Raw genomic sequence first — 24,169 nt, 5'->3', positions numbered from 1 at the left:
CGGGTTACGGGCCCGCCGCGATCAAGATCGATTGAACGTGGCTCCCGCGGCGACCGGCAAGGCCGGCCAGAATGTTGGCCGGAAGCCGCTCCGTACCCCGCGATGCGACTCCGCCCGCCACGAGCGTCTGCGGCATATCGTCGCCGCGATGACCGACTACGACGTCCACGGCACCCACACCCACACGACGAGCGAACCTGTCCAGGGGTTCTTGGAGATCGCCACTCAGCACCCGGACCCCACCCTGCACCGCCGTCTCGGCTCCCTCACCGGCCTCGTTCACCTGCACCACGAGGCATGGTGACCGCGGTCAACTCCGATACGCGGGCCGGAAGCACGGGCGCACTCCGCACACGAGAGACCGTTCACGAGAACCGTTCGCGCGGCCGCCGGGCCGCTACGCGGAGCGGGTACGCGTCGAGGGTTCGGCGTCCGAGTTCCGCAGGAAGCGGCGTGCCACCCAGGCCAGGGCGCCGAGGGCGAATCCGTACACGGCGACCATGCCGTGGCCGTTGTCCTGCGCGAACCACATCAGCAGCCCGAGGACCGGGACGCCGACCGCCAGGGCCTGCTGCTTCCTTTCCCGAGTGCGCATGAGCAGCGCCAGGGCCAGGGTGGCGCCGAGGAAGTAGGTGGCACCGGAACTGCCGGCGAAGTTGCGCGGGTCCGTGCTGGGGCCGCCGCCGAGGCCGAGCAGGGCGTCGATGTGCTCCGGCAGGAGGATGCCCGCGACAAAGAGGAGCGCGGTCAGCGTGCCGCCCCAGAGCCACTGGGCGAGCGCGCCCACGAAAGCCAGCGTGGCGATGTTCCAGAGCGCGCCGGCCACGCCGCCGTTCTGCATGAAGACCGAGGTGAACACCCGCCACCAGCCGGACTTGGCGGGATCCTCGTCGAGTGCGGCCATCGCCCCCGACCAGCACAGCTGAAGCACGACGCCGGCCACCGCCAGCACGGTCAGACCGACCGCGACCCACGGGACGGGACGTCCGCGCAGCGACTCACGTCCGACCGCACCCAGCCCACTGTTGATCATCATCACCATCAACGCAGCCGTGGTCACGTTGAACAGCAGCCCGCCCATGTTCCGCCCCCTACAACAGTGTTCGAAAGTCGAACGTGAGGCTAGCACGATTTTCAAACAGCGTTTGAAAAGCCTTACGATAGGCGCATGAAGCTCACCAAGGAGCGGATCATCAGCGCCGGCATGGCCACCTTCGCCGAGGTCGGCTACCACGCCCTGTCCATGCGCCAGGTGGCCGAGCGCCTCGGCGCGCACGCGGGCAGCCTCTACTACCACGTGCGCAGCAAGGACGAACTGCTCGCGATGATGGCCGACCGCGTCTGCCGGCAGGCTTACGACGCCGGAAGCGCCGCCCTGGCCGCCCTGCCGCCCGACGCGACCTGGCAGCACAAGCTCGAGGTTCAGGCCGCGACACTGCGCCGCACCCTCCTCGCGCACCCCGGCGGGGCGCTGCTCATGGTCGACAGCCCCGGCATGCTCGCCCCCGGCGCCCTGTCCTTGATGGAGCGCCTCCTCCGCACCCTCGTCGAGGCCGGCGTCCCCGTCGCACACGGCGGCATCGCGGCAGACACCTTCCTCAGCCACATCACCGGCTTCGTCCTGCAGGAACAGAGCCGCCCCCAGACCCCGGCCCTCACCGCGGACGTCTACGCCGACCTGCGGGAGCGCTTCCCCCTCCTGCTCACCGAGATGCCCCAGCTCCCCCAGGACGAGAAGTTCCAACGGAGCGTCCAACTCCTGTGCGGAGCCTTCGCCTCCCTCACCGGAGACTGAACACACCGCCGCTCCGACCGGCGCCCGCGGTGCAGCGTCAGGGGCTCAACTTCCCTACCTGCGGCTCCTGTTACCGCTCACAGGAGGCGCGGGTCACCGCCGCCCGGCAGGGGTGCGCCGATGGCCAGGTCTTCGCCCAGTCTGGCGACCAGGTCCGCGGCGAGCGAGGGAACATGGCGGGCCGCCCACTGCCCGGTGAGGGAGAGGAAGCCCTGCAGCTCGTCGTGCACCGTGTGCAGGATCCGCGCCAGGTCACCCACAGGGATCTCAAGACAAGGCCCGGAGGCGGCGCCTTCCTCGTTTCCGCCGTCCGGCCACAGGCGCACCACCGGTTCGCCGACCTCGATCGCCGGTGAAGGATCGTGGCCGAGCCACGGGACGTCCCCCTCCAGCAGGCCGAGCCAGTCGCGCCAGTCCTCCAGCCCGCAGCAGCATCCCGGACTCACCGTGACGTCGCTATCGGTCTCACGGAGGCGCAGCCCGCCCGGAGCGATGAGTTTCTCCTGCTGGAGCAGGCGACGCAGCTGCTCCCCGGCGTCCGCCACCGGACGCTCGTCCGTGGCCGGCCGGGAGTTGTAGTCGACCAGCGTCGCCAGTGCGGTACCGACTTCTGCCGGGGACATGCGGTGGGACAGCGCGAGGAGTCGGTCGGGAGGCGGCGGAGCCACCGGCCACAGGGAGAAGTCAGCGGTGGCCACGGCTTCCACGACAGCATCCACGATCAGCACCGCCTCAGTATCGCCTCGCGCGCCCCAGGTCGCCGCGCCACCCGGTGACGGCAGAGGGCAAAGGGCAGAGGGCAAACAGAGAACACCCCCGTACTCCCCCACGGGTTTCGCCGCCGATCCGGCCCCGGACACAGCAGTGCGCCGCAGGGCAGGAGCCTGCGGCGCACCGGGGTCGGCGGTCAGGTAGGTGACCAAGCTGCCCTACCGCCGACGGGATGAGTCAGCTCAGTGGTGGTGGCCACCACCCCAGTGACCGTGGTGACCGCCACCCCCGTGACCGTGGCGGCCCCAGCTCTCGGAGTCGACGACGCGGCGGTGGTCGTTGCGCAGGGTGGCGGTGTCGGAGTTGTCCCAGAAGTAGTTGCGGCGGTCCTGGAACAGGTCGAAGCGGTTGTCGCGGCCGATGCCGGTGTGGACGCGGACCTGGCTGTGGCCGGCCAGACGCACGTTGCCGAAGTGGTAGGTGTGGCCGGACTTGTTGGACAGCGTCCAGCCCTTGATGGTCACCGGCCAGCGGCCGGTGTTCTTCACGGTGACCCACTCGGCGTTCAGGCTCCGGTTGGAGTGGTCGTCCCAACCGGGGCTGTCGTACTGGATCGGCCCGAGTACCACCGCGGAACGGCCCTGGTGGTGCGAGGCCGGACCGTGGTGGCCGACAGCGGTGGCCGGCAGCGCGGCGGTGGCGACAAGAGCCGCGGAGCCGAGGACGGCAGCGGCGATACGCGAGGCGTGACGGAACACGGAATCCCCTCCTACGGCACCCTCGAAAGGGCGCCGAAAAACCGGAAGCCCGGCCGGTTTTGACCGGGCCCCCACACAGTGACGCCACGTCATGCCTTGCCGGAAGAAATCCGGTTTGGTGTTACAAAACACAGACATTTACACAACCGCACCACGCCAGGCGCACACTCCCCCGCGCTCACCAGCGCTTATGCGACGCCTCCTACACGCATCCAGACGCCCCAAGGGGTTACCGGCGGGAAGTCACCCGCCGCGACCGCGTGCCAGGTTCCGCGAAACGGGAGGCGTCCCGGGTCGTGCGCGCCCGCGCCCCACCCGGACTCGGGCCGACGGTCCCGTACGAGAACGCCGACGGCTGCGTATGGATCGCCCGCGGTACCGCTACCGGCCCCGCCACGACCGGATCGACCCACCTCTGCGGCAGGGACGCCGGCCTCACTCTGCGCGGCTTCCACGGCCTCTTCGGAGCCGCCCTTCCCGGCGCGCACGTCGCGTTCTGACACAAGGTCGCCCCCCTCACCTCCTTCGAGAGGTAAGAGGGTTTCCTCCCTTTACGCCGGAGACCCACCGTTCTTCGCATGCCGCCCGGCCCGGCCCCGCGCAGGTGGCCCCGAGCGCCTCCCTCGTCGACGCGAGCAACGCCCAACAGGCGTCAACTCGGCGGGCCCCAGGGCTGGTTGGACTCAACCGAGGTTCCCCCTGGGAGTGCACGGATCCCCAACACGCCTGCCAGGCAGGCATTTCGCATGAGCTTTATCACCAAAGCAATGTGCGCCGACGTGCGTCAGTGAATAGTCTTTCTTCTCAAGTGGGCACTTCCTGACCGAAGTTGATAGTCCACTTGCGCACCTCATGTATCCCCACGTACAGGAGATTCCGGTGATTGCCCCTCAAGGACGAGTCGGGCTGTCGCCTGTGCACGAGACGGCACCACCGCCCCCGGACCCCACCGGAGTCCCGGCAGCCGTCTCCTCAGCGGCGCGGGGCCGGTGCACCACCGCTCCGCGCGACATCTCCGTCCCGCCCGTCGTTGCCGGGCCCGCGCGGCGGACGCCACCCGGAGGCCGGAAAGTGCCTGTTGATACCCCCCTTGCGCACGGTGAGGAACTGCTCGCCGCGTCCGAGAGAACTGTGACGGGACAGCCGTGAGACGCCGACCAGTATTCGACCGGCACCCGGCACGGGACGACACCCGGTTGCGCGCGGTGCTGGAGGACGCCGCGATGGGCAGATGGGAAGGCGCACGCGAACTGCTGGCCGCGACCGGCGCCGACTGGGACCGCCGCATCTTCCGCCTCCAGGTGCTCGCCCGCACCGGGGCGCGGCTCACCTTCGCCGACACCTGGGCACAGGCCGAACCGCGGTCTCCGCACGCCCTCGCCCTCCTCGCCACCGTCCAGGCCCTGCGCTCGATGGCCGGCCCACGAGGGCAGGGCAGCGGCACGGAGATGGAACAGGCGTGGGAGAGCTGCCATGCCGCCGGTGAGGCCCTGCCGGCCGATCCGACGCCGTACGTCGTCATGCTCGCCCTGCTCCGCTACCACTCCCCCGACCGCGACCGGCAGTGGCGGGAGACGGTGCAGCGGGTGTGGCACGAGGTCGAGTCGCGCGACCCGTGGAACAGGGAGGCGCACCACGAGATGCTCACCTACATGTTCCCCGACTGGCACGGCGTGGCGGGCGAGATGTTCCACTGGTCGCAGGAACGGTGCGCCCATGTCCCGCGCGGCATGCCGCTGCACACCTTGCCGCTGGTCGCGCTCGCCGAGACGCACCGCCAGCGGATGAAGAAGGAAGGCCACCGGTACGGCCTGACCGTCCATCCGTGGACGGACAACCCGTCGTCCCACCAGGCATGGGAGAGCTGGTGGCGATACCGGGCCCCTTCCAGGCCGCACGCCGCCTTCCATGACGACGCCAATTACCTGGCGCACGCGCTGTCCTTCGCGAACCAGCACCGGGCGGCGGCCGAGGTGTTCGACGCCATCGGCCCGTACGCCACGGATGTGCCGTGGAGCTACTGCGGAGACGCTCAACAGCTCTTCACCCGTCATCGGAAGTGGGCGGTCGAGGCGTCCGCACCGTAGGGCCGGCCCGGGGCCGGGCAGACCGATGTTGTTCCGCAACTCACCGCGCAATCAACAGAAAAGGGTCCGACCATGCCATTGGACATTCCAAGCGTCACGCAGACGGAGGAGGAACGCCTCGCCGAACTCGGCATCACGCAGACGTTGGACCGCTCGATGTCCGGGCGGCAGAACTTCGCCGTCTCCTTCACGATCATCAGCATTCTGTCCGGCTGCCTGACCATGTACGGGTTCGGCATGAACACCGGCGGGCCGGCCCTGATCATGTGGGGCTGGGTCCTCGTCGGCCTGATGACCCTGTTCGTCGGCCTGGCCATGGCCGAGGTCTGCTCCTCCTACCCGACCTCCGCCGGCCTCTACTTCTGGGCGCACAAGCTCGCCCCGCAGAAGTCCGCGCCGGCCTGGGCCTGGTTCACCGGCTGGTTCAACACGCTCGGCCAGGTGGCCGTCACCGCGGGCATCGACTTCGGCGCCGCGTCGTTCCTCAACGCCTACCTGAACCTTCAGTTCGGCTACGCCGCCACCCCCGGCCACACGATGACGCTCTTCGGCGTGATCCTCCTGCTGCACGCCGTGGTGAACACCTTCCGCGTGCGCGTCGTCGGCTTCTTCAACACCGTCTCGGTGTGGTGGCACCTGATCGGCGTGGTCGTGATCGTCGGCGCCCTGCTGGTGATCCCCGCCAAGCACCAGTCCCCCGGTTTCGTGTTCACCGAGTTCGTCAACAACACCGGCTGGGGATCCTCGGTCTACGTCGCGCTCATCGGTCTGCTGATGGCGCAGTACACCTTCACCGGCTACGACGCGTCCGCCCACATGACGGAGGAGACCAAGAACGCCTCGGTCGAGGGACCGAAGGGCATCGTCCGCTCGATCGTCGTCTCCTGGGCCGCCGGCTTCGTGCTGCTCTTCGGCCTGACCTTCGCCATCCAGTCCTACACCGGGGCCCTGGAGTCGGGCACCGGTGTGCCGCCGGCGCAGATCTTCATGGACGCGCTCGGGGCGAGCACCGGCAAGCTGATGCTGCTCGTCATCATCGGCGCCCAGCTGTTCTGCGGGATGGCTTCCGTGACCGCCAACTCCCGCATGATCTACGCCTTCTCCCGCGACGGGGCGCTGCCGTTCTCCTCCGTCTGGCACAAGCTCCACCCGGGGACCCGCACCCCGACCAACGCGGTGTGGCTCGCCGCCGGCGGTGCCTTCCTCCTCGGCCTGCCGTACCTGTTCAACACGACCGCGTACGCCGCCGTCACGTCCATCGCGACGATCGGCCTCTACATCGCGTACGTCGTGCCCACCCTGCTGCGGCTGCGCCAGGGCGAGAACTTCAAGCGCGGCCCCTGGCACCTGGGACGCTGGTCCAAGCCCGTGGGCGTGATCGCGGTCAGCTGGGTCGTGATCATCACCGTTCTGTTCATGCTCCCCCAGCTGAGCCCGGTGACCATCGAGACGTTCAACTACGCGCCCGTCACCGTGGGTGTGGTGCTGCTCTTCGCCGGAATCTGGTGGCTGGTCTCCGCCCGCAAGTGGTTCCTCAATCCGCACCACCCGCGCAACACCCCCTCGCCCACCTCAGCCCCGGGCCGAGCCGCCTCACCTTCCCACTAGCCCCCTCCCCACCCGTCCCCACCGCCCAACGGCCCGCCGCCCGTCCCAGGATCCTGCTCCACCCTCGGACCGGGCGGCGGGCCGTCGCCACGCCCACAGCATCAGCGAGCCACCGGATCCACCACTCTCAGCGAACGCCCACCTCCGCCAGTGCCCGCCGCTGGGTCGGTGAGGGCTTGGCCGGGAAGTAGAGGTAGCACACGCCGCCGCTGCCGCCGACGACCTTGCCGTCGGCGTTCTTGCGCTTGGTGCGGAGCCAGATGTTCTCGAACTCCCGTCGCCGGTAGACGCGGCGGACCGCCTTGTCGTCGGCGGAGGCCGGGTCGTTGGCGATGACGTCGCCCTCGCGGGTGAAGCCGATGACCGTCATCAGGTGGCCGGCGGTGCCGTAGCCGGCGCCGTCCAGTTCGGTCTTGAGGAAGGACTGGGAGGTGATGACGGGGATGCCGGCGTGGATGAGGCGTTCGGCGTCGTTGAGGGAGGCGAGGCGGGTGACGACGGCCTGGAGGTCGCGGTAGGTGGCCGCGTAGGCCGCGTTGAAGGGCCAGTTGCCGCAGCCGTCGTACTGGTAGTCGAAGGTGCGGCGGGCGGCGTGACAGACCTGGGGGTCGGCGTAGTCGGGGTTGACCCAGGAGAGCTCCTGCTGGGTGGGCTTGCGGCCCCAGTACTCGATGATCATCTGGGACGAGGTGGGGCTGCACCACGCCTCGCCGCCGTTGTCGTACTCCGGGTACTGACCCTTGTGGATCTCCTGCGAGTACCGCGGCACGACCAGTTCCCGGCCGACCTGCCCGGGCCGGGAGGCGGGCACCTCGAAGCGGTCGGGGATGTCGGAGGCCATCGCGCCCAGCCGCCAGACGGTGGGGGTGAGCGTGCTGCCGGGCTTGCGGTGCAGGGTCAGGCGCAGGGTGTACGAGGCGAGGCGGAGGCCGCTCGCGGGGGCGTCGATGGCGAAGGTGTCGGTGGAGATGCTGCTCCGGCCGTCCTTCTGGCCGTCGACGGAGGTGCGCCGGATGTCGCCGTCGCCGTCGCCCGCGGTCCAGCGGCCCATGACGTACCAGGGGGTGCGGCTGCCGTCGGAGTAGCTGCCGCCGAGTTCCACGGTGATCCAGGTGCCGGGCGGGGTGTGCGTGTTCCAGGAGGCGACGACCTCGGTGGCGGGTACGGCGGGGGTGTGGACCGGCGAGGTCCAGGTGGCGTACTCCCAGGCGGCGGTCCGGCCGGTGTGCGGGTCCTGGTAGTCGGCGGTGCCTGCGGGGCGGGCGAGCTGCAGGCCGGGGCGGGAGCCGTGCTGCACCCGGGTGCCCCGTCCGGTCCCCTTGTTCCAGTCGTCTGCGGAGGTCCAGGCGTGATAGTCCACGAGGCTCTTCGTTCGGCGCGCGGCGGTGTCCGGGGTGGTGGCGGAGGCCGGGGCGGCCCCGCCCGCGGCGGATCGGCGGGGTGCGTCGGCGGCCTGGGCCAGGGGGGTGGCGACGCCCGCCGCGGCGGCGAGCGCGGCGGCCAGGACGGTGCGCCGGGGCGCGGAACTGGTCATGTGGTGGTCCCCCAGTCGGATGCGTGCGATCGGGTAGCAGCGGTCGCGCGGGCACGGACGGATCAGCAGTGGCTCAACTATTGCCCCTCGGGACCTGCTTCGGAAGGCGGTGCGGCGCGCGTCGCCGCACAAATATTGGTCCACACCACTGGCATGGCCGGCGGCGTGGACCGGCGACGTACGCTGGCGCGATGAACGCTGATCTGGCTCCGCTGGCCGCCCGGCTGCGCGCCCTGCCGCCCTCGTGCGGACCGGTGCGGCTGATCGCGGTGGACGGGCACGCGGGGTCGGGGAAGAGCACCTTCGCCGGACAGCTGGCCGCCGCGCTCGGCGACGCCCCGGTGGTGCACACCGACGACCTCGCCACCCATGAGGAGCTCTTCGCCTGGAGCGAGCGGTTCCGCGAGCAGGTGCTGAAGCCGCTGTCCCGGGGCGGGACCGCGCGGTACGGGGTCTACGACTGGGTGCGCGGGGAGTTCGCCGAGGAGCGCGCGCTGGCGCCCGCGCCGGTGGTACTCGTCGAGGGTGTCGGCACCGGCCGGCGGGCACTGCGGCCACATCTGGCGTGCCTGTTGTGGATGGAACTGGCGAGCGAGCATTCCTGGGAAAGGGGTCAACTCCGGGACGGGCCGGGCCTTTCCGCGTTCTGGAGTGGCTGGATTCCGGCGGAGCGAGCGCACTTCTCGGCTGATCCTTCGCGCCCCTACGCCGATTTTCTGGTGTACCAGGGTCAGTTGGGGTACGAGGTACGCGTGGGACCGTCCGCGGCCCCATGAACGGCCCTTCATTTCACGCTCCGTAACGGGCTCCGGCGGGCTCCCCCGGACACGTCGACAGGGTCCCGCCGACTGCGCCAACTCGGCTTGACCTGGGGGGCGTACAGGACTTACGTTCTCAATGTGCGGTTCATTGGACCGCCCGCAGACGCGAAGCCCCCGGTTGTTCCCCCGTGATCGGGGGCTTCGTTCTGTGTAAAACCACCTCTCGCCGGCCGCCGCGCGCCACCCCTTCCTCACCCTGGGTCACCGCACTCTTCGCGCCGCCGCCCCGCGCCAAGTCGTCCGCCCTTGCCCCGCACCGCCCTCTACGGCCTGCACCGATCCCGCAGGTACGATGCGAGTCCGTGCCACCGCAGGCCACGGGACCGACGTGTGCGCGGAAGGGGCAACTTCCGTCCTTCGTACGCCGGTTCGGTGTCGCGGCCGGTACGTGCCCGGCGGCACACACGGGGGACGTTTTGTGGGGGGACGGATGGAATTCGGAACTCAGGGTTCGCCCGCCCCGGCCGAGCTCGCCTGGCTGCGCGCGGTCGACGCCTACACGGTGGGCGCGTACCCGCAGGCGGAGGAGGAGTTCCGGGCCGCGGTAGGGCTCGATCCGTCGATGGCCGACGCCTGGCTCGGACTGCACGCGCTGCGCGCCGACACCTCCATCGCCCTGCTGCGGATGCACCGGCACCGCGACCGCTTCGGCGAGATGCGCGCCCGCCACCGACGCACCCTCAACTCCTGGTACTGGCTGGGCTGGTGGGTGCAGCCGGTGCTGGAAACCCCCCGCGACCTGCTGCTCGCCCACGCCTCCCACTGGCTCGACGGCCGGCACGTCGCCGAGCTGGACCAGGCGCTGGCCGGCTGCCCGCCGGTGGACACCGACCCGCAGGTCCGCTTCCTGCACGCCTGCCGGGCCTATCTCGTCAAGGACTGGGACCAGCTCGTACGGCACACCGAGCCGCTGCTCGGCGATCCGGTGCTGGGCATCGAGGCCGGGCTGTTCGGCGGGATGGCGCGGGTGCGGCTGGAGATGTACGGGCAGGCCGAACCGCTGCTGTCCGCCGCGCTGATGCGCTGCCGCAGCGAGCAGCCGCAGCGCAAGGAGCTGCGCTACTGGCTCGCCCGCGCCCGCGAGGGCACCGGCCGCAGCGCCGCCGCACTCCCCCTCTACCGGGCGGTGCACCGCGTCGATCCGGCCTTCATGGACACCGCCGCGCGGCTCGCCGCGATCGCCGAGGCCGACGGCCTGGACGAGGGCACCGACCTCGCCACGGTCTCCGCCGCCGGCCTGGGCCAGGAAGCGGGCGGCGACCTCGATCCGCTGGCGCCGCTCGATCCGGTCGACGGCCGTGAGCTGCTGGCGACCGGCGAGGCGGAGGGGCCGGAGGGCGAGCGGGGCGGCCCCGTGCCGGCCGGGGCCGACGCGGCCGCCCGGGTCAAGGCGGCGGCGCCCGGCCCGCGGCACGCCGAGCGGCTGCCCGCCGGGCCCGCCGATCCGGTGCTGCTGGAGAAGGCGCTGGCCGAGCTGGAGCGGATGGTCGGCATGGAACCGGTCAAGCGGCAGGTGCGGGCGCTGTCGGCGCAGTTGCGGATGGCGCGGCTGCGGGCGAGCCAGGGGCTGCCGGTGCAGCCGCCGAAGCGGCACTTCGTCTTCTCCGGCCCGTCCGGCACCGGCAAGACGACCGTGGCCCGCATATTGGGCCGGGTCTTCTACGCGCTGGGGCTGCTCGGCGGCGACCATCTCGTGGAGGCCCAACGCGCGGACCTGGTCGGCGAGTTCCTCGGCCAGACCGCGGTGAAGGCCAATGAGCTCATCGACTCGGCGCTGGGCGGGGTGCTCTTCGTCGACGAGGCGTACAGCCTGTCCAACTCGGGCTACAGCAAGGGCGACGCCTACGGCGACGAGGCACTTCAGGTGCTGCTCAAGCGCGCCGAGGACAACCGCGACCGGCTGGTGGTGATCCTGGCGGGCTACCCGGAGGGCATGGACCGCCTGCTGGCCGCGAACCCCGGGCTGTCCTCCCGCTTCACCACCCGGGTCGACTTCCCCAGCTACCGGCCGCTGGAGCTGACCGCGATCGGCGAGGTGCTGGCCGCCGAGAACGGTGACCGCTGGGACGAGGAGTCCCGCGACGAACTGTGCAGCATCAGCGGCCACGTCGTCGACCAGGGCTGGATCGACGAACTCGGCAACGGCCGCTTCCTGCGCACCCTCTACGAGAAGAGCTGCGCCTACCGCGATCTGCGGCTCTCCACATGGCGCGGCACGCCGACCCGCGACGACCTCGCGACGCTGCGGTTGCCCGACCTGATGCAGGCGTACGGGGAGGTGCTGTCGGGCCGCGGGCCGGACCCGCAGGGGCCGCGGCCGCCCCTGTAGGCGCGTCCCGCGGCCCCGCCGTACCGTGCGGGGACCCGGTCAGCCCGCCATCGCCCGGTCCTCGGCCGGCAGCACCGTCTCACCGCGGGGCTCCGGTGTCCGCCGGTGCGCGGGGTCGCGGACCTCGCCGACGAGCATCTCCAGCACGTCCTCCAGGGCCACCAGCCCCAGCACCCGCCCGCCGGCGTCGGCCACCGCCGCGAGGTGGGAGGCGGCCCGGCGCATCGCGGTCAGCGCGTCGTCCAGGGGCAGCTCGGCGCGCAGCGTGGTCATCGCGTGCCAGATGCGCTGCGGCACCGCACGGTCCCGTTCCTCCAGGTCGAGGACGTCCTTGACGTGCAGATAGCCCATGTACGCGCCGCCCGGCGCGCACACCGGGAAGCGGGAGTAGCCGGTCCGTACGGTCAGCTCCTCCACCTGGCGGGGCGTCACCGCCGGGTCGACGGTGATCAGCGCCGCCGGGCCGAGGAGGACGTCGGTGACGGGGCGGCTGCCGAGTTCCAGGGCGTCCGAGAGACGCTCCTGCTCGGCCGGTTCGAGCAGGCCCGCCTGGCCGGAGTCCTCGACGAGGTGGGTCAGCTGTTCGCTGGTGAAGACCGCCTCGACCTCGTCCTTCGGCTCGACGTGGAAGAGCCGCAGCACCCCGCGGGCACAGGCCCCGAGGAGGGCCGTGACCGGGCGGCACAGCCGGGCGAAGGCGACCAGGCCCGGGCTGAACCACAGGGCGGTCTTCTCGGGCGCCGCCATCGCCAGGTTCTTGGGGACCATCTCGCCGATGACGAGGTGCAGGAAGACCACCAGCGCCAGGGCGAGCACGTAGCCGAGCGGGTGGACCAGTGCGGCGGGCAGGTGGACCGCCTCGAAGAGCGGTTCCAGCAGGTGGGCGACGGTCGGTTCGGCGACCGCGCCGAGGGTCAGCGAGCAGACGGTGATGCCGAACTGGGCGGCGGCCATCATCTGCGGGAGGTTCTCCAGACCGTGCAGCACCCGCCGGGCCCGGGAGGAGCCCTCGGTCGCCAGCGGCTCGATCTGCGAGCGGCGGACCGAGACCAGGGCGAACTCGGCACCGACGAAGAAGCCGTTGGCGAGCACGAGGAGTATCGCGAAGAGCAGCTGGACCAGCGTCATCGGGCGACCTCCGCGCCCACCGCGGCGGGCTCCCGGGCGGCCGACGGGGCCGGTGCCGTCCGGACGAGCCTTATCCGCTCGGCGCGGTGGTGGGACACCAGCCGCACCCGCAGCCGCCAGCCGTCGAGTTCCGCGGTGTCGCCGGGGGCCGGGATCCGGCCGAGTATGTGTGCCACCAGTCCTGCCACCGTCTCGTACGGTCCTTCCGGGGCGTCCAGGCCGATCTTGCGCAGGGTGTCCACCCGGCAGCCGCCGTCGGCGTCCCAGGCGGGACGGCCCTCCTCGGGCGGAGCCTGTCCCAATTCGGGCAGATCCACGCCGTCGTGCTCGTCGCGGACCTCGCCGACGAGTTCCTCGATGATGTCCTCCAGCGTGACCACGCCGGCCGTGCCGCCGTACTCGTCGACGACCACCGCGATCGGCTGTTCGCTGCGCAGCCGCTCCAGCAGCGGCTGCACCGGCAGCGTCTCCGGCACCAGCAGCGGCGCCATCGCGATCCGCCCCACGGGGGTGCGCAGCCGGTCGTCCGCGGGCACTGCCAGGGCGTCCTTCAGGTGCACCATGCCGACGACCTCGTCGAGGCGGGCGTGGTAGACGGGGAACCGGGACAGGCCGGTGGCGCGGGTCAGGTTCACCACGTCCTCAGCGGTCGCGGTCGACTGGAGGGCGCTGACCCGCACCCGCGGTGTCATGACGTTCTCCGCGGTCAGGTCGCCCAGCGACAGGGTGCGCACGAAGAGGTCGGCGGTGTCCTGTTCGATGGCGCCGGCCCGGGCGGAGTGCCGGGCGAGCGAGACCAATTCGCCGGGCGTGCGGGCGGAGGCCAGCTCGTCGGTCGGCTCCACGCCCAGGGCGCGGACCAGTCGGTTGGCGACGGTGTTCAGCAGGGTGATCACCGGGCGGAAGAAGCGGGAGAACGCCTGCTGCGGGCCGGCGACGAGGCTGGCGACCTGCAGCGGCTTGGAGACCGCCCAGTTCTTCGGCACCAGCTCGCCGACGACCATCTGGACGGCGGAGGCCAGCAGCATGCCGAGGACGACGGCGATGCCGGGGACCGCGCCCTTGGGCAGGCCGGTCGCCAGCAGCGGGCCGGCCAGCAGTTCGGCGAGCGCCGGCTCGGCGAGCATGCCGACCACCAAGGAGGTGATCGTGATGCCGAGTTGGGTGCCCGACAGCTGGAAGGAGAGTTCCCGCAGCGCGGAGACGACGGTGCGGGCGCGGCGGTCGCCGTCCGCCGCGGCCCGTTCGGCGTCCGCCTTCTCGACGGTGACGAGTCCGAACTCGGCGGCGACGAAGAAGCCGTTGGCGAGGATCAGCACGAGGGCTGCCGCGAGCAGCAGCAGGGGGCCGGTCATGCCGCCGCCTCCGTGGTGTGCGGGGGTTGGGGAGGGGCGGCGCAGGTACTACAGGACGATCCGTCCATTGCCGGAGGGAGTCACTCCTCGGGTCGCGGTGGGCCCACAGAGGGGCAGGGCGCGGGCACGCGCCCCGGGAAACAGAGTAAACAGGAGGGCCCGGATAAGGGCAGGCTCATCCGGCCGTGTGGTGGAGCGCACCATGCTTGTCGGTGAGGTCGCGCAGTGCCCGGGCGTCGCGGAGGGCCTGTTCCCTGGCGATGCCGGGCTGGATGCCCATGGCGGGCAGGCTGGTTCCGTCGGCGAGGTCGAGGTGGACCCACGGGTCACCCTGCCGGAGGTTGACCCGGACGATCTGCGCCCAGGCCAGCTCCCGCCTGGTGGTGAGGTTGACGACCGTGACGCCCTCCTGCCGTGCGACCACCCTGGGGCGGCTGAGCAGCAGGAGGACGGCGCCCACCAGCAGTCCGGTGACGATGAAGCTGATCCGTTCGCCGCCGGTCAGCGCCGGCAGCGCCAGCGCGATCGCCGTGAGGGCGGCGAGCTGGGCGAGGCCGACGGCGTACAGGACGACCCGGGTGCGGGTCGGCCGGAACGTCACCGGGAGGCCGGGGAGCGGGGCGGGGGATGCCGAGGACACGTCGTCGGTCTTCCGTCGTGGGGAGGGGTGGGGCGGTGCGGCGCGGTCAGAGCCGGCAGGCGTGGATGCCGGTGGTCAGGATCGCGCGGGCGCCGAGGTCGTAGAGCTCGTCCATGATGCGCTGGGCGTCCTTGGACGGGACCATCGAGCGGACCGCGACCCAGCCCTCGTGGTGCAGCGGGGAGACGGTCGGCGACTCCAGGCCCGGCGTGAGGGCGACGGCCTTCTCCACGTGCTCGACGCGGATGTCGTAGTCCATCATCACGTACCGGCGGGCCACCAGGACGCCCTGCATACGGCGGAGGAACTGGCGGACCTTCGGGTCGTCGTCCGGCGCGCCGGTGCCGCGGATGACCACGGCCTCGGACTTGAGGATCGGCTCGCCGATGATCTCCAGGCCGGCGTTGCGCAGGGTGGTGCCGGTCTCGACCACGTCCGCGATGATCTCGGCGACACCGAGCTGGATGGCGGTCTCCACCGCTCCGTCGAGGTGGACCACCGAGGCGTCCACGCCGTTGTCGGCGAGGTGCTGGGTGACCAGGCCGGAGAACGAGGTGGCGATGGTCATGCCGCCGAACTCGGTGACGTCCTTGGCGGTGCCGGGGCGGGTGGCGTAGCGGAACGTCGAGCCGGCGAAGCCCAGCTGCATGATCTCCTCGGCCGGCGAGCCGGAGTCCAGCAGCAGGTCACGGCCGGTGATGCCGATGTCGAGCTTGCCGGAGCCGACGTAGACCGCGATGTCGCGCGGGCGGAGGAAGAAGAACTCGACCTCGTTCTCGGCGTCGACCAGGACCAGTTCCCTGCGGTCCTTGCGCTGGCGGTAGCCGGCCTCATGCAGCATCGCCGACGCAGGCTCGGACAGTGAACCCTTGTTGGGGACAGCGATGCGCAGCATGAGAGCGAGTTCCTTTGCAGCTGAGAGGTGTTGGGGTGAAGGCGGGGGTGATCAGAGGTGGGCGTAGACGTCGTCGAGGGAGATGCCCTTGGCGACCATCATGACCTGGAGGTGGTAGAGGAGCTGCGAGATCTCCTCGGCGGCCGCCTCATGGGATTCGTACTCGGCGGCCATCCAGACCTCGGCGGCCTCCTCGACGACCTTCTTGCCGATCGTATGGACACCGGCCTGCACCAGCTCGGCGGTACGGGAGGTGGCGGGGTCGCCGGTGGCGGCCTTCTGCTGGAGCTCGGCGAAGAGCTCCTCGAACGTCTTCTTGGACATGATGGTGACTACCCTACGCGGTTGCGTTACCGCTCGGCGCAGCGGCTCGAATGGTGGGCTCAGCGCCAGGGCTCGGAGACCGTGCGCAGGGTCGCGGCGGTGGCGACGGCGGCGGTGACCGCTTCGTGGCCCTTGTCCTCGGTGGAGCCCTCCAGGCCGGCCCGGTCCAGCGCCTGCTCCTCGTTGTCACAGGTCAGTACGCCGAAGCCGACGGGGACGCCGGTGTCGACCGCCACCTGCGTCAGGCCCTGGGTGACCCCCTGGCAGACGTAGTCGAAGTGCGGCGTGCCGCCCCTGATCACCACGCCGAGCGCGACCACCGCGTCGTAGCCGCGGCCGGCCAGGACCTTGGCGACGACGGGCAGCTCGAAGGTGCCGGGCACCCGCAGCAGCGTCGGCTCGTCGATGCCCAGCTCGGTCAGCGCCCGCAGCGCGCCGTCGACCAGGCCGTCCATGACCTTGTCGTGCCACTGCGCGGCGATGACGGCCACCCGCAGGTCGCCACAGTTCTTCACGGTCAGTTCGGGTGCGCCCTTGCCGCTCACGGTTCTCCTCGTTCGGGTGATGGTGCCGGTTGGTGGTGACGTCTGGGGTTACTGGTTGTCGCAGGTGGTCGCGACGCCCGGGGGAGTCCGGGAATCGGTGCCCGCGCCGGGGTCGAGCCAGGGCAGGTCGTGGCCCATGCGGTCCCGCTTGGTGCGCAGGTACCGCAGATTGTGCTCACCGGCCTTGACGGGCATCGGCTCGCGGCCGGAGACCGTGAGGCCGTGCCGCACCAGGGCGGCGGTCTTCTCGGGGTTGTTGGTCATCAGGCGCAGCGAGCGCACGCCCAGGTCCTGGAGCATCTGCGCGCCCGCGGCGTAGTCGCGGGAGTCGGCGGGCAGCCCCAGTTCCAGGTTGGCGTCGAGGGTGTCGCGGCCGCGCTCCTGGAGTTCGTAGGCGCGCAGCTTGGACAGCAGCCCGATGCCGCGCCCCTCGTGGCCGCGGAGGTAGATCACCACGCCGCGGCCGGCCTCGGAGATCCGCTGGAGCGATGCCTCCAGCTGGGGGCCGCAGTCGCAGCGCAGCGAGTGGAAGATGTCGCCGGTCAGGCATTCGGAGTGGACCCTGACCAGGACGTCCTCGCCGTCGCCGAGGTCGCCGGCGACCAGCGCGATGTGTTCCACGCCGTCGACGGCGGAACGGTAGCCGTACGCGGTGAACTCGCCGTGCGCGGTGGGCAGCCGGGTGGCGGCCTCGCGGCGGACGGTGGGCTCGGACGACTGCCGGTAGGCGATCAGGTCCTCGATGGAGATGATCGACAGGCCGTGCTTGCGGGCGAACGGGACCAGCTCGGGCAGTCGCAGCATCGTGCCGTCCTCGCCGGCGATCTCCACGATGGCGGCGGCCGGCCGCAGTCCGGCGAGCCGGGCGAGGTCGACGCCGGCCTCGGTGTGGCCGTTGCGGACCAGTACGCCGCCCGGCCGGGCGCGCAGCGGGAAGATGTGGCCGGGCCGGACGAAGTCGCCGGGGCCGGACTCGCCGGCGGCGAGCAGCCGCAGGGTGGTGGCGCGGTCGGCGGCGGAGATGCCGGTGCTGACGCCGTGGGCGGCGGTGGCGTCGACGGAGACCGTGAAGGCGGTCCGCATCGACTCGGTGTTGTGCTCGACCATCTGCGGGAGCTCCAGCCGGTCCAGCTCCGGGCCCTCCATGGGGGCGCAGATCAGTCCGCGGCACTCGCTCATCATGAAGGCGACGATCTCGGGGGTGGCCTTCTCCGCGGCGATGACGAGATCGCCCTCGTTCTCGCGGTTCTCGTCGTCCACGACGACCACGGGGCGGCCCGCTGCGATGTCGGCGACGGCCTGCTCGACGGGGTCGAGGACGAGGGAGTCACCGTCCGTGTCGTACCAGCTCTTGAGGGCGGTCATGCCGCTGCTCCTTCCAGGACGGTGCGGTCGGCGGCGGCGCGCGAGCGCAGCCACCAGTCGCGCATGCCCCACACGACGAGGGCGAGATAGACGACGTAGACGAAGCCGGAGAAGACGAGGCCGCTGCTGAAGGCGAGCGGCACGCCGACCACGTCGACCAGCAGCCAGGCGAACCAGAACTCGACCAGGCCGCGGGCCTGGGCGACCATCGCGGCGAGCGTGCCGACGAAGATGTAGGCGTCCGGCCAGGGGTTCCAGGACAGCTGCGGGACGAGGGTGAACAGGCCGCCGACCGCGGCGGTGCCGAGGGCGGTGCCGGCGAGCAGCAGGGCGCGCTCGCGCCGGCCGGCGAAGCGTACGGCGATCGAGCCGTCCTGGGCCTGCCGGCGGCCGCGCTGCCACTGCCGCCAGCCCCACAACGCCACGCCGATGACGAGGAGTTGCTTGCCGACGCCGCCGCTGAGGTGGGCGGAGGCGTAGGCCGCGACGAGGATGACGCCGGAGAGGAACTGGGCGGGCCAGGTCCATATGGATCGTCGCCAGCCGAGGGCCAGGGCGGCCAGACCGACGGTGTTGCCGATCATGTCCGACCAGATGACGTGCTGTCCGAAGGCCGTGAAGGCCACGCCGTTCAGCGGGTCGAGGACGCTCACCGGTCCATCTCCTTGATGTCGTCGAGGTCCTTGAGGTCGGCGGAGCCGCGGCCGAGGAGCCGCTCGACGTACTTGGCGAGGACGTCGACCTCGAGGTTGACGGGGTCGCCCGCCTTCTTGATGCCCAGGGTGGTCAGGGCGAGGGTGGTGGGGATGAGGCTGATGGTGAAGTAGTCGTCGCCGGCTTCGACGACGGTGAGGCTGACGCCGTCGACGGTGATGGAGCCCTTCTCGACGACGTAGCGGGACAGCGCGGCCGGCAGCGCGACCTTGACGAGTTCCCAGTGCTCTGCGGGGGTGCGCTCGACGACGGTGCCGGTGCCGTCGACGTGGCCCTGGACGAGGTGCCCGCCGAGCCGTCCGCCGAGCGCCATGGGGCGCTCCAGGTTGACCCGCGAGCCGGGGGTCACCGCGCCCAGGCTGGAGCGGTTCAGTGTCTCGGCCATCACGTCGGCGGTGAACTCCCCGTCGGCGGTGTCCACGACCGTCAGACAGACACCGTTGACGGCGATCGAGTCGCCGTGCTTGGCGTCCTCGGTGACGACGGGGCCGCGCAGGCGGAAGCGAGCGGCGTCACCGAGGTCCTCGATGGCGACGACCTCACCCAGTTCTTCGACGATTCCGGTGAACACTTCAGTTCTCCTCGTGGAGGGCGGGACGGAGGGGCGTGGCGGTGATGCGCAGGTCGGGGCCGAGCCGTGCGGTGTCGGTCACGTCCAGCCGCAACGCCTGGGCGATGGTGGTGATTCCGGCGTCGCCGACGGCGGCCGGTCCGGCGCCGAGCAGCACCGGCGCGAGATAGCCGACGACCTTGTCGACGGCCTGGGCGGCGAGGAACGCACCGGCGAGCGTGGGGCCGCCTTCGAGCAGGACGGAGCGCACGTCGCGCTGGTGGAGCGCCTGGAGGAGGGCGGGGATGTGCAGGCCGCGCCGGTCGGCGGCGCGCGGCAGCCGTACGAGCGGGGCGAGCCCTTCGAGGTGGGCGGCGTCGGCGTCCTCGGCGACCGCGATGAGGGTGGGGGCGGTGCCGTCCAGGACGCGGGCACCGGCCTTCACGGCGGTGGCGCCGGAGTCGACGACGACCCGCAGCGGCTGGCTGATCTCGTCGTCGGACAGCCCGCTGATCCGGGCGCCGAGCTGCGGGTCGTCGGCGCGTGCGGTGCCGGAGCCGACGATCACGGCGTCCGCGGCGGCCCGCAGCCGGTGCACGTCGGCGCGCGATTCGGGCGAGGAGATCCAGCGGCTGGTGCCGTCGGCGGCGGCGATCCGGCCGTCGAGGGTGGCGGCGTACTTCCACAGCACGAAGGGCCGGCCGCGGAGCACGGAGGTCAGCCAGGCTTCGTTGCCGGCCGCCGCCTCGTCGGCGAGCAGGCCGCCCTCGACGTCGATGCCGGCCGCGGCCAGGGTGACGGCGCCGCCGGTGGCGGTCGGGGTGGGGTCGGAGACGGCGTAGACCACGCGGGCCACGCCGGCGTCGATCAGCGCCCGGGCGCAGGGACCGGTGCGGCCGGTGTGGTTGCAGGGTTCGAGGGTGAGCACGGCGGTGCCGCCCCGGGCCCGCTCACCCGCGGCGCGCAGCGCGTGGACCTCGGCGTGCGGCCCGCCGGCCCGTTCGTGCCAGCCTTCGCCGGCCGTACGGCCCTCGGCGTCCAGGACGACGCAGCCGACCACGGGGTTGGGGCTGGTGTGCCCGAGGCCGCGCGCGGCGAGCTCGATGGCTCGGCGCATCGCCACGGTCTCGACGGGGGCTGCGGTGGCCACCGGGTCCTCCTGCCTCATCGGGCACGGACTCCGGGGCTGTCTGGACGACAGAAGCGGAAACGACACAACGGGAACACCGAGCACGAAGGAGGAGTCGCCCGGAAACAAAAGAACCGGACGCGCCGCCGACGGCGGTGTACCGAAGCTCGCCCGCCGCGCACTGCCTCCCATCCGGACTTTCACCGTCGGTGCAGGAATTTCACCTGCTCAACCGGCCGCTGGCTGCGGACGGGTCGCGGACTGTTACCGCCGGTTCGGAATTACACCGACCCCGGAGTGCGCTGCTGCTTTTATGTCAGTACAGCTTCAGTCTGCCACGGCCGATCGTGGCCCATGCGGGCGAAGCGCTGTGGGCTGCCTCACAGCTTCCGGCGCGGCGCGATGTCACGGACGGGCCGGGTGATCCGTCATATCGGGAACGGGACAGCGCCCCAGGGGCGTGTGCCCCCTCCAGATACGCATCCACCTCAAGGAATGATCCGTGATGGCGACAATCCTGGTGACCGGCGGCACGGGCACGCTCGGGCGGCCCCTGATCGACCGGCTGCTCGACGACGGCCACGACGTCCACTCGCTGAGCCGGCGTCCGCACACCGGCACCGACCGGCCCCGGCTGCGGTCGCACGCCGTCGACCTGCAGGACGCCACCGGCCTGCCCGAGGCGCTGGCGGGGGTGGACGCGATCGTGCACTGCGCCTCGACACCCTCCGGCGGCGACGCGGAGGCGGCCGGGCACCTCATCGAGGCGGCCAGGGCGGCGGGCGTGCCGCACCTGGTGTACATCTCGATCGTCGGCGTGGACCGGGTGCCGATCGGCTACTACCGGACCAAGCTCGCCGTGGAGCGGCTGATCGAGGAGTCCGGCATCGGCTGGACGATGCTGCGGACGACGCAGTTCCACGATCTGGTGCTCCGCGTGATCAAGGCGGGCGCCCGGTCGCCGGTGGTGCCGGTGCCGACGGGCGTCCGGGTGCAGCCGGTCGAGGTGCGCGAAGTGGCGGACCGGCTGGCGGAGTTGGCGGTCGGCGAGCCGGCCGGGCGGGTCACGGACATGGGCGGCCCCGAGGTGCTCGGGGCCCGGGAGCTCGTCCGCGCGACGCTGGAGGCGGGTGGGCGGCGCCGGCTGCTGGCGCCGCTGTGGCTGCCGGGGGCGGGCGCGGCGGCCCTGCGCCGCGGCGGGAACCTCACGCCGGAGCACGCCGACGGGCGGCGGACCTACGCCGAGTTCCTCGCGGAGCGGGTGGGCGGCCGGCGCCGGGGGTGACGGGCGCTCAGCCGGCCGGGGTGAACAGCTCGTTCTGCGCGGCGTCGCGGGCGGCGAGCACCGCGCCGCGCAGTACCGCCCGGCCGCCGACGGTGCCCGCCCGTACGGCGGTGCGCAGCGGGGAGAGCCGGGCGAGCCGGTCCGCGACCCGGCCGGCGAGCGCCTCGCCGCCGGCTCGGCCGATCTCGCCGCCAAGGACCACGCAGCCGGGGTCGAGCACCGCGCAGACCGCCGCCGCGCCCAGGGCGATCCGTGCGGCCAGCGCGTCGAGGAAGGCGGCGCCGGTGTCCTCGGCGGCCAGCGCGGCACGGAGGAGGGCCTCGGCGGGTGGGGCGTCGGCGAGGGCGCCCTCACCGGGCGCGCCGCCCGGCGGGGGCTCGATGCCGTGTTCCGCCGCGAGGGCGGCGATCGCGGCGGAGCCGGCGAGGGAGTGGAAGCCGCCGTCGCAGCCGGTCGCGGAGGGCAGCGCGCCGGTGCCGGGGACCGGCAGGAAGCCGATCTCGCCGGCGCCGCCGGAGGCGCCCCGGCGCAGGGTGCCGTCCAGGACGACGGCGGCGCCGGTGCCGTGGCCGAGCCAGAGCAGCACGAAGGTGTCGTGGTCACGGGCCGCCCCCTCGCGCTGCTCGGCGAGGGCGGCGAGGTTGACCTCGTTCTCCAGCAGGACCGGTACGGCCGTCCGGGCCCGCAGCTCGGCGACGACGGCGGCGTGCCAGGTGGGGATCCAGTCGGTGCCGCCGAGCCGTCCGGTGGCCGGGTCGACCAGGCCGGGGGCACCGACCGCGACGGTGTGCGGACGGTCGGCGCCCGCCGCGGCGAGGGCCGTGTCCACCGTGGCGAGCGCGGTGGCGACGGCAGTGTCGGGGGCGTCGCCCGGGGCGACGGGGGCGGTGCGTTCGGCGCGCACCCGGCCCAGGAGGTCGGCGACCGCGACGGTGACGCTGCGCGCGCGCAGATCGAGGCCGACGAGGTGGGCGCGGTCGGCGACGATGCCGTAGAGCCGGGCGTTGGGTCCGCGCCGCTGGGCGCCGCTCTCGCCGACCACGGCGATCAGTCCGGCCTCCTGGAGGCGCTCGACGAGGTCCGCGACGGTCGGCCGGGACAGTCCGGTCATCGCCTTGAGCTGACCAGCCGTCAGGGGACCGTCGGACTGCAGGAGTTGCAGGGCGAGGCGATCGTTGATCAGTCGTGCGGTGGCCGGGGAGGCGGTACGGCCGGCGGTCGCCGCGCGCGGTGGGTGCATGGCGGGATTCTGTCACCCCGCAGGCCCGAACTCTTATTATCAGGCAGGGTTCCTGATAGTTTTTCACCCATGGCCGGCAACGGCGTCCCCCGTGACGTCACCCCCACCTCCCTCCCCCGCAGCGACCTGCGCCGCGCCCGTTGGGCCGTGGCCGCGGTCTTCCTGATCCACGGCTCGGTCACCGGCAACTTCGCCACCCGCATCCCCTGGATCCAGGACCACACCGCCCTCTCCCCCGGTCAGCTCGGACTGGCCCTGGCCTTCCCGGCGATCGGCGCCTCCCTGGCGATGCCGCTCGCCGGCCGGATCAGCCACCGCTTCGGCGCCCGCGCCGCGCTGCGCGGACTGCTCGCCCTGTGGACCCTGTCGCTGGTCCTGCCCGCCCTCTCCCCCGGCCTGTACACGCTGTGCCCGGCGCTGCTGGTGTACGGCGCGGCCTCCGGCACGGCGGACGTCGCGATGAACGCGCTGGGGGTGGAGACCGAGGACCGGCTGGGCCGGCCGATCATGTCGGGGCTGCACGGCATGTGGAGCGTGGGCGCGCTGCTGGGCTCGGCGGCCGGCACCGTCGCCGCACACGCCGACTGGGACGCCCGGCTCCATCTGGCGGGAGCGGCCCTCGTCCTGACCCTGCTCGGCGCGCTCGCCTGCCGGGGCGTGCTGGACCTGCGCAGCGCGCCCGAGGAGCACCCGCCCCCGCGCTTCGCGTTGCCGCCCAGGTCGGCGCTGGTCATCGGGGCCGTCGGGTTCTGCGCGGTGTTCGCCGAGGGCGCCGGTCTGGACTGGTCCGCGGTCTACCTCCGTGACCGGCTGGGCACCGACCCGGGCCTGGCGGCCGCGTCGACCACCGCCTTCGCCTGCACGATGGCCGCCGCGCGGCTGGCCGGCGACAAGGTGGTGGCACGCTTCGGCGCGATGCGCACCGTACGGGCCGGCGGGGCGCTGGCAGCAGCCGGCGGGCTGCTGGTCGTCCTCGCGCGGCACCCCGCGGCCGCGATGGCCGGGTTCGGCCTGATGGGTCTCGGGATCGCGGTGGTGGTCCCGCTGGCGTTCGCGGCGGCCGGGCGCAGCGGCCCGGCCCCCAGCCAGGCGATCGCGGGCGTCGCCACGATCACCTACACCTCCGGGCTGATCGCCCCGTCCGCGATCGGCGGCATCGCCCAGGCGACGTCGCTGACGGTGTCGTTCGCGCTGGTCACCGCGCTGGCGTGCGGGCTGGTCGGGGGCGCCGGGGTGCTGCGCGTCCCGGCCCGGACCGCGTCCGGCGCGCCGGCGGCGGCCGGCGACCTGGAGCGGTCCTGAGCCGGACGGCACCAACGGCGGCGCGGGGCTCGCCTCGGCTGCCGCCCGCCGGGC

General features: G+C 72.3%; 24 protein-coding genes and 1 riboswitch. Of the genes, 9 read left to right on the top strand and 15 right to left on the bottom strand.

Annotated features, from left to right (window positions below; translation table 11 throughout):
- Window positions 1–148: 148 nt before the first annotated feature.
- Window positions 149–304 carry a hypothetical protein gene (locus OO62_RS39595; RefSeq protein WP_157850147.1) on the top strand — a complete coding sequence of 52 codons (156 nt, stop codon included), beginning with the start codon at window positions 149–151 and terminating at the stop codon, window positions 302–304.
- A gap of 93 nt (window positions 305–397) precedes the next feature.
- Here the strand turns inward: OO62_RS39595 and OO62_RS36965 are convergent, their stop codons facing one another.
- Complete coding sequence (locus OO62_RS36965) at window positions 398–1,081, bottom strand: hypothetical protein (protein ID WP_051733205.1); 684 nt, start codon at window positions 1,079–1,081, stop codon at window positions 398–400.
- Window positions 1,082–1,168: 87 nt separating this feature from the next.
- Between OO62_RS36965 and OO62_RS15075 the strand changes: the two genes are divergently transcribed.
- The gene (locus OO62_RS15075) at window positions 1,169–1,795 is read left to right on the top strand and encodes a TetR/AcrR family transcriptional regulator (RefSeq protein ID WP_033267896.1); all 627 of its coding nucleotides are present in this window, start codon (window positions 1,169–1,171) and stop codon (window positions 1,793–1,795) included.
- Window positions 1,796–1,872: 77 nt separating this feature from the next.
- Here OO62_RS15075 and OO62_RS15070 read toward each other — a convergent pair whose 3' ends face one another.
- On the bottom strand, window positions 1,873–2,523 hold the full coding sequence (locus OO62_RS15070; protein WP_033267895.1) for a hypothetical protein: 651 nt from the start codon (window positions 2,521–2,523) through the stop codon (window positions 1,873–1,875).
- A 225-nt stretch (window positions 2,524–2,748) separates the two neighbouring features.
- A complete protein-coding gene (locus OO62_RS15065) occupies window positions 2,749–3,264 on the bottom strand; it encodes a lamin tail domain-containing protein (RefSeq protein WP_033267894.1) in 516 nt (171 codons plus the stop codon).
- Window positions 3,265–3,560: 296 nt separating this feature from the next.
- Between OO62_RS15065 and OO62_RS38935 the strand changes: the two genes are divergently transcribed.
- The 3 genes from OO62_RS38935 (at window position 3,561) to OO62_RS15050 (ending at window position 6,959) form a co-directional block, all read left to right on the top strand.
- Window positions 3,561–3,764 (top strand): hypothetical protein, encoded by a 204-nt coding sequence (locus tag OO62_RS38935; protein WP_033267893.1) that lies wholly within the window; start codon window positions 3,561–3,563, stop codon window positions 3,762–3,764.
- Between the two features lie 645 nt (window positions 3,765–4,409).
- Entirely contained in the window at window positions 4,410–5,351 is a 942-nt protein-coding gene (locus OO62_RS15055; RefSeq protein ID WP_228332404.1) for a hypothetical protein, read from the top strand.
- Between the two features lie 72 nt (window positions 5,352–5,423).
- Entirely contained in the window at window positions 5,424–6,959 is a 1,536-nt protein-coding gene (locus tag OO62_RS15050; RefSeq protein WP_033267892.1) for an amino acid permease, read from the top strand.
- 127 nt (window positions 6,960–7,086) lie between these two features.
- Here the strand turns inward: OO62_RS15050 and OO62_RS15045 are convergent, their stop codons facing one another.
- Window positions 7,087–8,493, bottom strand: coding sequence for a peptidase C39 family protein (locus tag OO62_RS15045; protein ID WP_033267891.1), 1,407 nt, complete (start codon window positions 8,491–8,493; stop codon window positions 7,087–7,089).
- Between the two features lie 191 nt (window positions 8,494–8,684).
- Between OO62_RS15045 and OO62_RS15040 the strand changes: the two genes are divergently transcribed.
- The gene (locus tag OO62_RS15040; RefSeq protein ID WP_033267890.1) at window positions 8,685–9,269 is read left to right on the top strand and encodes a uridine kinase family protein; all 585 of its coding nucleotides are present in this window, start codon (window positions 8,685–8,687) and stop codon (window positions 9,267–9,269) included.
- Window positions 9,270–9,744: 475 nt separating this feature from the next.
- Window positions 9,745–11,643 (top strand): AAA family ATPase, encoded by a 1,899-nt coding sequence (locus tag OO62_RS15035; RefSeq protein WP_033267889.1) that lies wholly within the window; start codon window positions 9,745–9,747, stop codon window positions 11,641–11,643.
- A 39-nt stretch (window positions 11,644–11,682) separates the two neighbouring features.
- On the opposite strand, the gene OO62_RS15030 is transcribed toward OO62_RS15035, so the two are convergent.
- The 10 genes from OO62_RS15030 to ribD form a co-directional block, all read right to left on the bottom strand.
- Window positions 11,683–12,771 carry a hemolysin family protein gene (locus OO62_RS15030; protein WP_033267888.1) on the bottom strand — a complete coding sequence of 363 codons (1,089 nt, stop codon included), beginning with the start codon at window positions 12,769–12,771 and terminating at the stop codon, window positions 11,683–11,685.
- Entirely contained in the window at window positions 12,768–14,126 is a 1,359-nt protein-coding gene (locus OO62_RS15025; RefSeq protein WP_033267887.1) for a hemolysin family protein, read from the bottom strand. Before OO62_RS15025 ends, OO62_RS15030 begins: the two co-directional genes overlap by 4 nt.
- Before the next feature lie 175 nt (window positions 14,127–14,301).
- Window positions 14,302–14,766: a PH domain-containing protein gene (locus OO62_RS15020; RefSeq protein WP_033267886.1), complete on the bottom strand. Its 465-nt coding sequence runs from the start codon at window positions 14,764–14,766 to the stop codon at window positions 14,302–14,304.
- Window positions 14,767–14,812: 46 nt separating this feature from the next.
- On the bottom strand, window positions 14,813–15,661 hold the full coding sequence (gene hisG / locus OO62_RS15015; RefSeq protein ID WP_033267885.1) for an ATP phosphoribosyltransferase: 849 nt from the start codon (window positions 15,659–15,661) through the stop codon (window positions 14,813–14,815).
- Between the two features lie 51 nt (window positions 15,662–15,712).
- Entirely contained in the window at window positions 15,713–15,985 is a 273-nt protein-coding gene (locus OO62_RS15010; protein ID WP_030412067.1) for a phosphoribosyl-ATP diphosphatase, read from the bottom strand.
- A 59-nt stretch (window positions 15,986–16,044) separates the two neighbouring features.
- The gene (gene ribH, locus OO62_RS15005; protein WP_033267884.1) at window positions 16,045–16,530 is read right to left on the bottom strand and encodes a 6,7-dimethyl-8-ribityllumazine synthase; all 486 of its coding nucleotides are present in this window, start codon (window positions 16,528–16,530) and stop codon (window positions 16,045–16,047) included.
- Window positions 16,531–16,578: 48 nt separating this feature from the next.
- Window positions 16,579–17,895: a bifunctional 3,4-dihydroxy-2-butanone-4-phosphate synthase/GTP cyclohydrolase II gene (locus tag OO62_RS15000; RefSeq protein ID WP_033267883.1), complete on the bottom strand. Its 1,317-nt coding sequence runs from the start codon at window positions 17,893–17,895 to the stop codon at window positions 16,579–16,581.
- Entirely contained in the window at window positions 17,892–18,548 is a 657-nt protein-coding gene (locus OO62_RS14995) for a nicotinamide mononucleotide transporter family protein (protein WP_033267882.1), read from the bottom strand. The genes OO62_RS15000 and OO62_RS14995 overlap by 4 nt, the downstream gene beginning before the upstream one ends.
- Entirely contained in the window at window positions 18,545–19,180 is a 636-nt protein-coding gene (locus OO62_RS14990; protein WP_033267881.1) for a riboflavin synthase, read from the bottom strand. The genes OO62_RS14995 and OO62_RS14990 overlap by 4 nt, the downstream gene beginning before the upstream one ends.
- A 1-nt stretch (window position 19,181) precedes the next feature.
- The gene (ribD, locus tag OO62_RS14985) at window positions 19,182–20,327 is read right to left on the bottom strand and encodes a bifunctional diaminohydroxyphosphoribosylaminopyrimidine deaminase/5-amino-6-(5-phosphoribosylamino)uracil reductase RibD (RefSeq protein ID WP_051733203.1); all 1,146 of its coding nucleotides are present in this window, start codon (window positions 20,325–20,327) and stop codon (window positions 19,182–19,184) included.
- A 135-nt stretch (window positions 20,328–20,462) separates the two neighbouring features.
- A riboswitch (FMN riboswitch) is annotated at window positions 20,463–20,593 on the bottom strand.
- A gap of 200 nt (window positions 20,594–20,793) precedes the next feature.
- On the opposite strand from ribD, the gene OO62_RS14980 reads away from it, so the two are divergent.
- Window positions 20,794–21,573 (top strand): SDR family oxidoreductase, encoded by a 780-nt coding sequence (locus OO62_RS14980; RefSeq protein WP_033267880.1) that lies wholly within the window; start codon window positions 20,794–20,796, stop codon window positions 21,571–21,573.
- Window positions 21,574–21,580: 7 nt separating this feature from the next.
- Here OO62_RS14980 and OO62_RS14975 read toward each other — a convergent pair whose 3' ends face one another.
- Window positions 21,581–22,813 (bottom strand): ROK family transcriptional regulator, encoded by a 1,233-nt coding sequence (locus OO62_RS14975; protein ID WP_051733200.1) that lies wholly within the window; start codon window positions 22,811–22,813, stop codon window positions 21,581–21,583.
- Between the two features lie 69 nt (window positions 22,814–22,882).
- Between OO62_RS14975 and OO62_RS14970 the strand changes: the two genes are divergently transcribed.
- A complete protein-coding gene (locus OO62_RS14970) occupies window positions 22,883–24,115 on the top strand; it encodes an MFS transporter (protein ID WP_033267879.1) in 1,233 nt (410 codons plus the stop codon).
- Window positions 24,116–24,169: the final 54 nt, after the last annotated feature.

This window comes from Streptomyces lydicus (genome assembly GCF_000717345.1).
In the GTDB taxonomy this organism is placed as follows: Bacteria; Actinomycetota; Actinomycetes; order Streptomycetales; family Streptomycetaceae; genus Streptomyces; species Streptomyces lydicus.
This window is presented reverse-complemented; position numbering and strand designations above follow the sequence as displayed.

Excerpts from the sequence above, each read along its gene's own strand:
- OO62_RS39595 (WP_157850147.1), top strand. The coding sequence starts at position 149 with ATGACCGACTACGACGTCCACGGCACCCACACCCACACGACGAGCGAA.
- OO62_RS36965 (WP_051733205.1), bottom strand. The coding sequence starts at position 1,081 with ATGGGCGGGCTGCTGTTCAACGTGACCACGGCTGCGTTGATGGTGATG.
- OO62_RS15075 (WP_033267896.1), top strand. The coding sequence starts at position 1,169 with ATGAAGCTCACCAAGGAGCGGATCATCAGCGCCGGCATGGCCACCTTC.
- OO62_RS15050 (WP_033267892.1), top strand. The coding sequence starts at position 5,424 with ATGCCATTGGACATTCCAAGCGTCACGCAGACGGAGGAGGAACGCCTC.
- OO62_RS15045 (WP_033267891.1), bottom strand. The coding sequence starts at position 8,493 with ATGACCAGTTCCGCGCCCCGGCGCACCGTCCTGGCCGCCGCGCTCGCC.
- OO62_RS15040 (WP_033267890.1), top strand. The coding sequence starts at position 8,685 with ATGAACGCTGATCTGGCTCCGCTGGCCGCCCGGCTGCGCGCCCTGCCG.
- OO62_RS15035 (WP_033267889.1), top strand. The coding sequence starts at position 9,745 with ATGGAATTCGGAACTCAGGGTTCGCCCGCCCCGGCCGAGCTCGCCTGG.
- OO62_RS15030 (WP_033267888.1), bottom strand. The coding sequence starts at position 12,771 with ATGACGCTGGTCCAGCTGCTCTTCGCGATACTCCTCGTGCTCGCCAAC.
- OO62_RS15025 (WP_033267887.1), bottom strand. The coding sequence starts at position 14,126 with ATGACCGGCCCCCTGCTGCTGCTCGCGGCAGCCCTCGTGCTGATCCTC.
- hisG (WP_033267885.1), bottom strand. The coding sequence starts at position 15,661 with ATGCTGCGCATCGCTGTCCCCAACAAGGGTTCACTGTCCGAGCCTGCG.
- OO62_RS15010 (WP_030412067.1), bottom strand. The coding sequence starts at position 15,985 with ATGTCCAAGAAGACGTTCGAGGAGCTCTTCGCCGAGCTCCAGCAGAAG.
- OO62_RS15000 (WP_033267883.1), bottom strand. The coding sequence starts at position 17,895 with ATGACCGCCCTCAAGAGCTGGTACGACACGGACGGTGACTCCCTCGTC.
- ribD (WP_051733203.1), bottom strand. The coding sequence starts at position 20,327 with ATGAGGCAGGAGGACCCGGTGGCCACCGCAGCCCCCGTCGAGACCGTG.
- OO62_RS14980 (WP_033267880.1), top strand. The coding sequence starts at position 20,794 with ATGGCGACAATCCTGGTGACCGGCGGCACGGGCACGCTCGGGCGGCCC.
- OO62_RS14975 (WP_051733200.1), bottom strand. The coding sequence starts at position 22,813 with ATGCACCCACCGCGCGCGGCGACCGCCGGCCGTACCGCCTCCCCGGCC.
- OO62_RS14970 (WP_033267879.1), top strand. The coding sequence starts at position 22,883 with ATGGCCGGCAACGGCGTCCCCCGTGACGTCACCCCCACCTCCCTCCCC.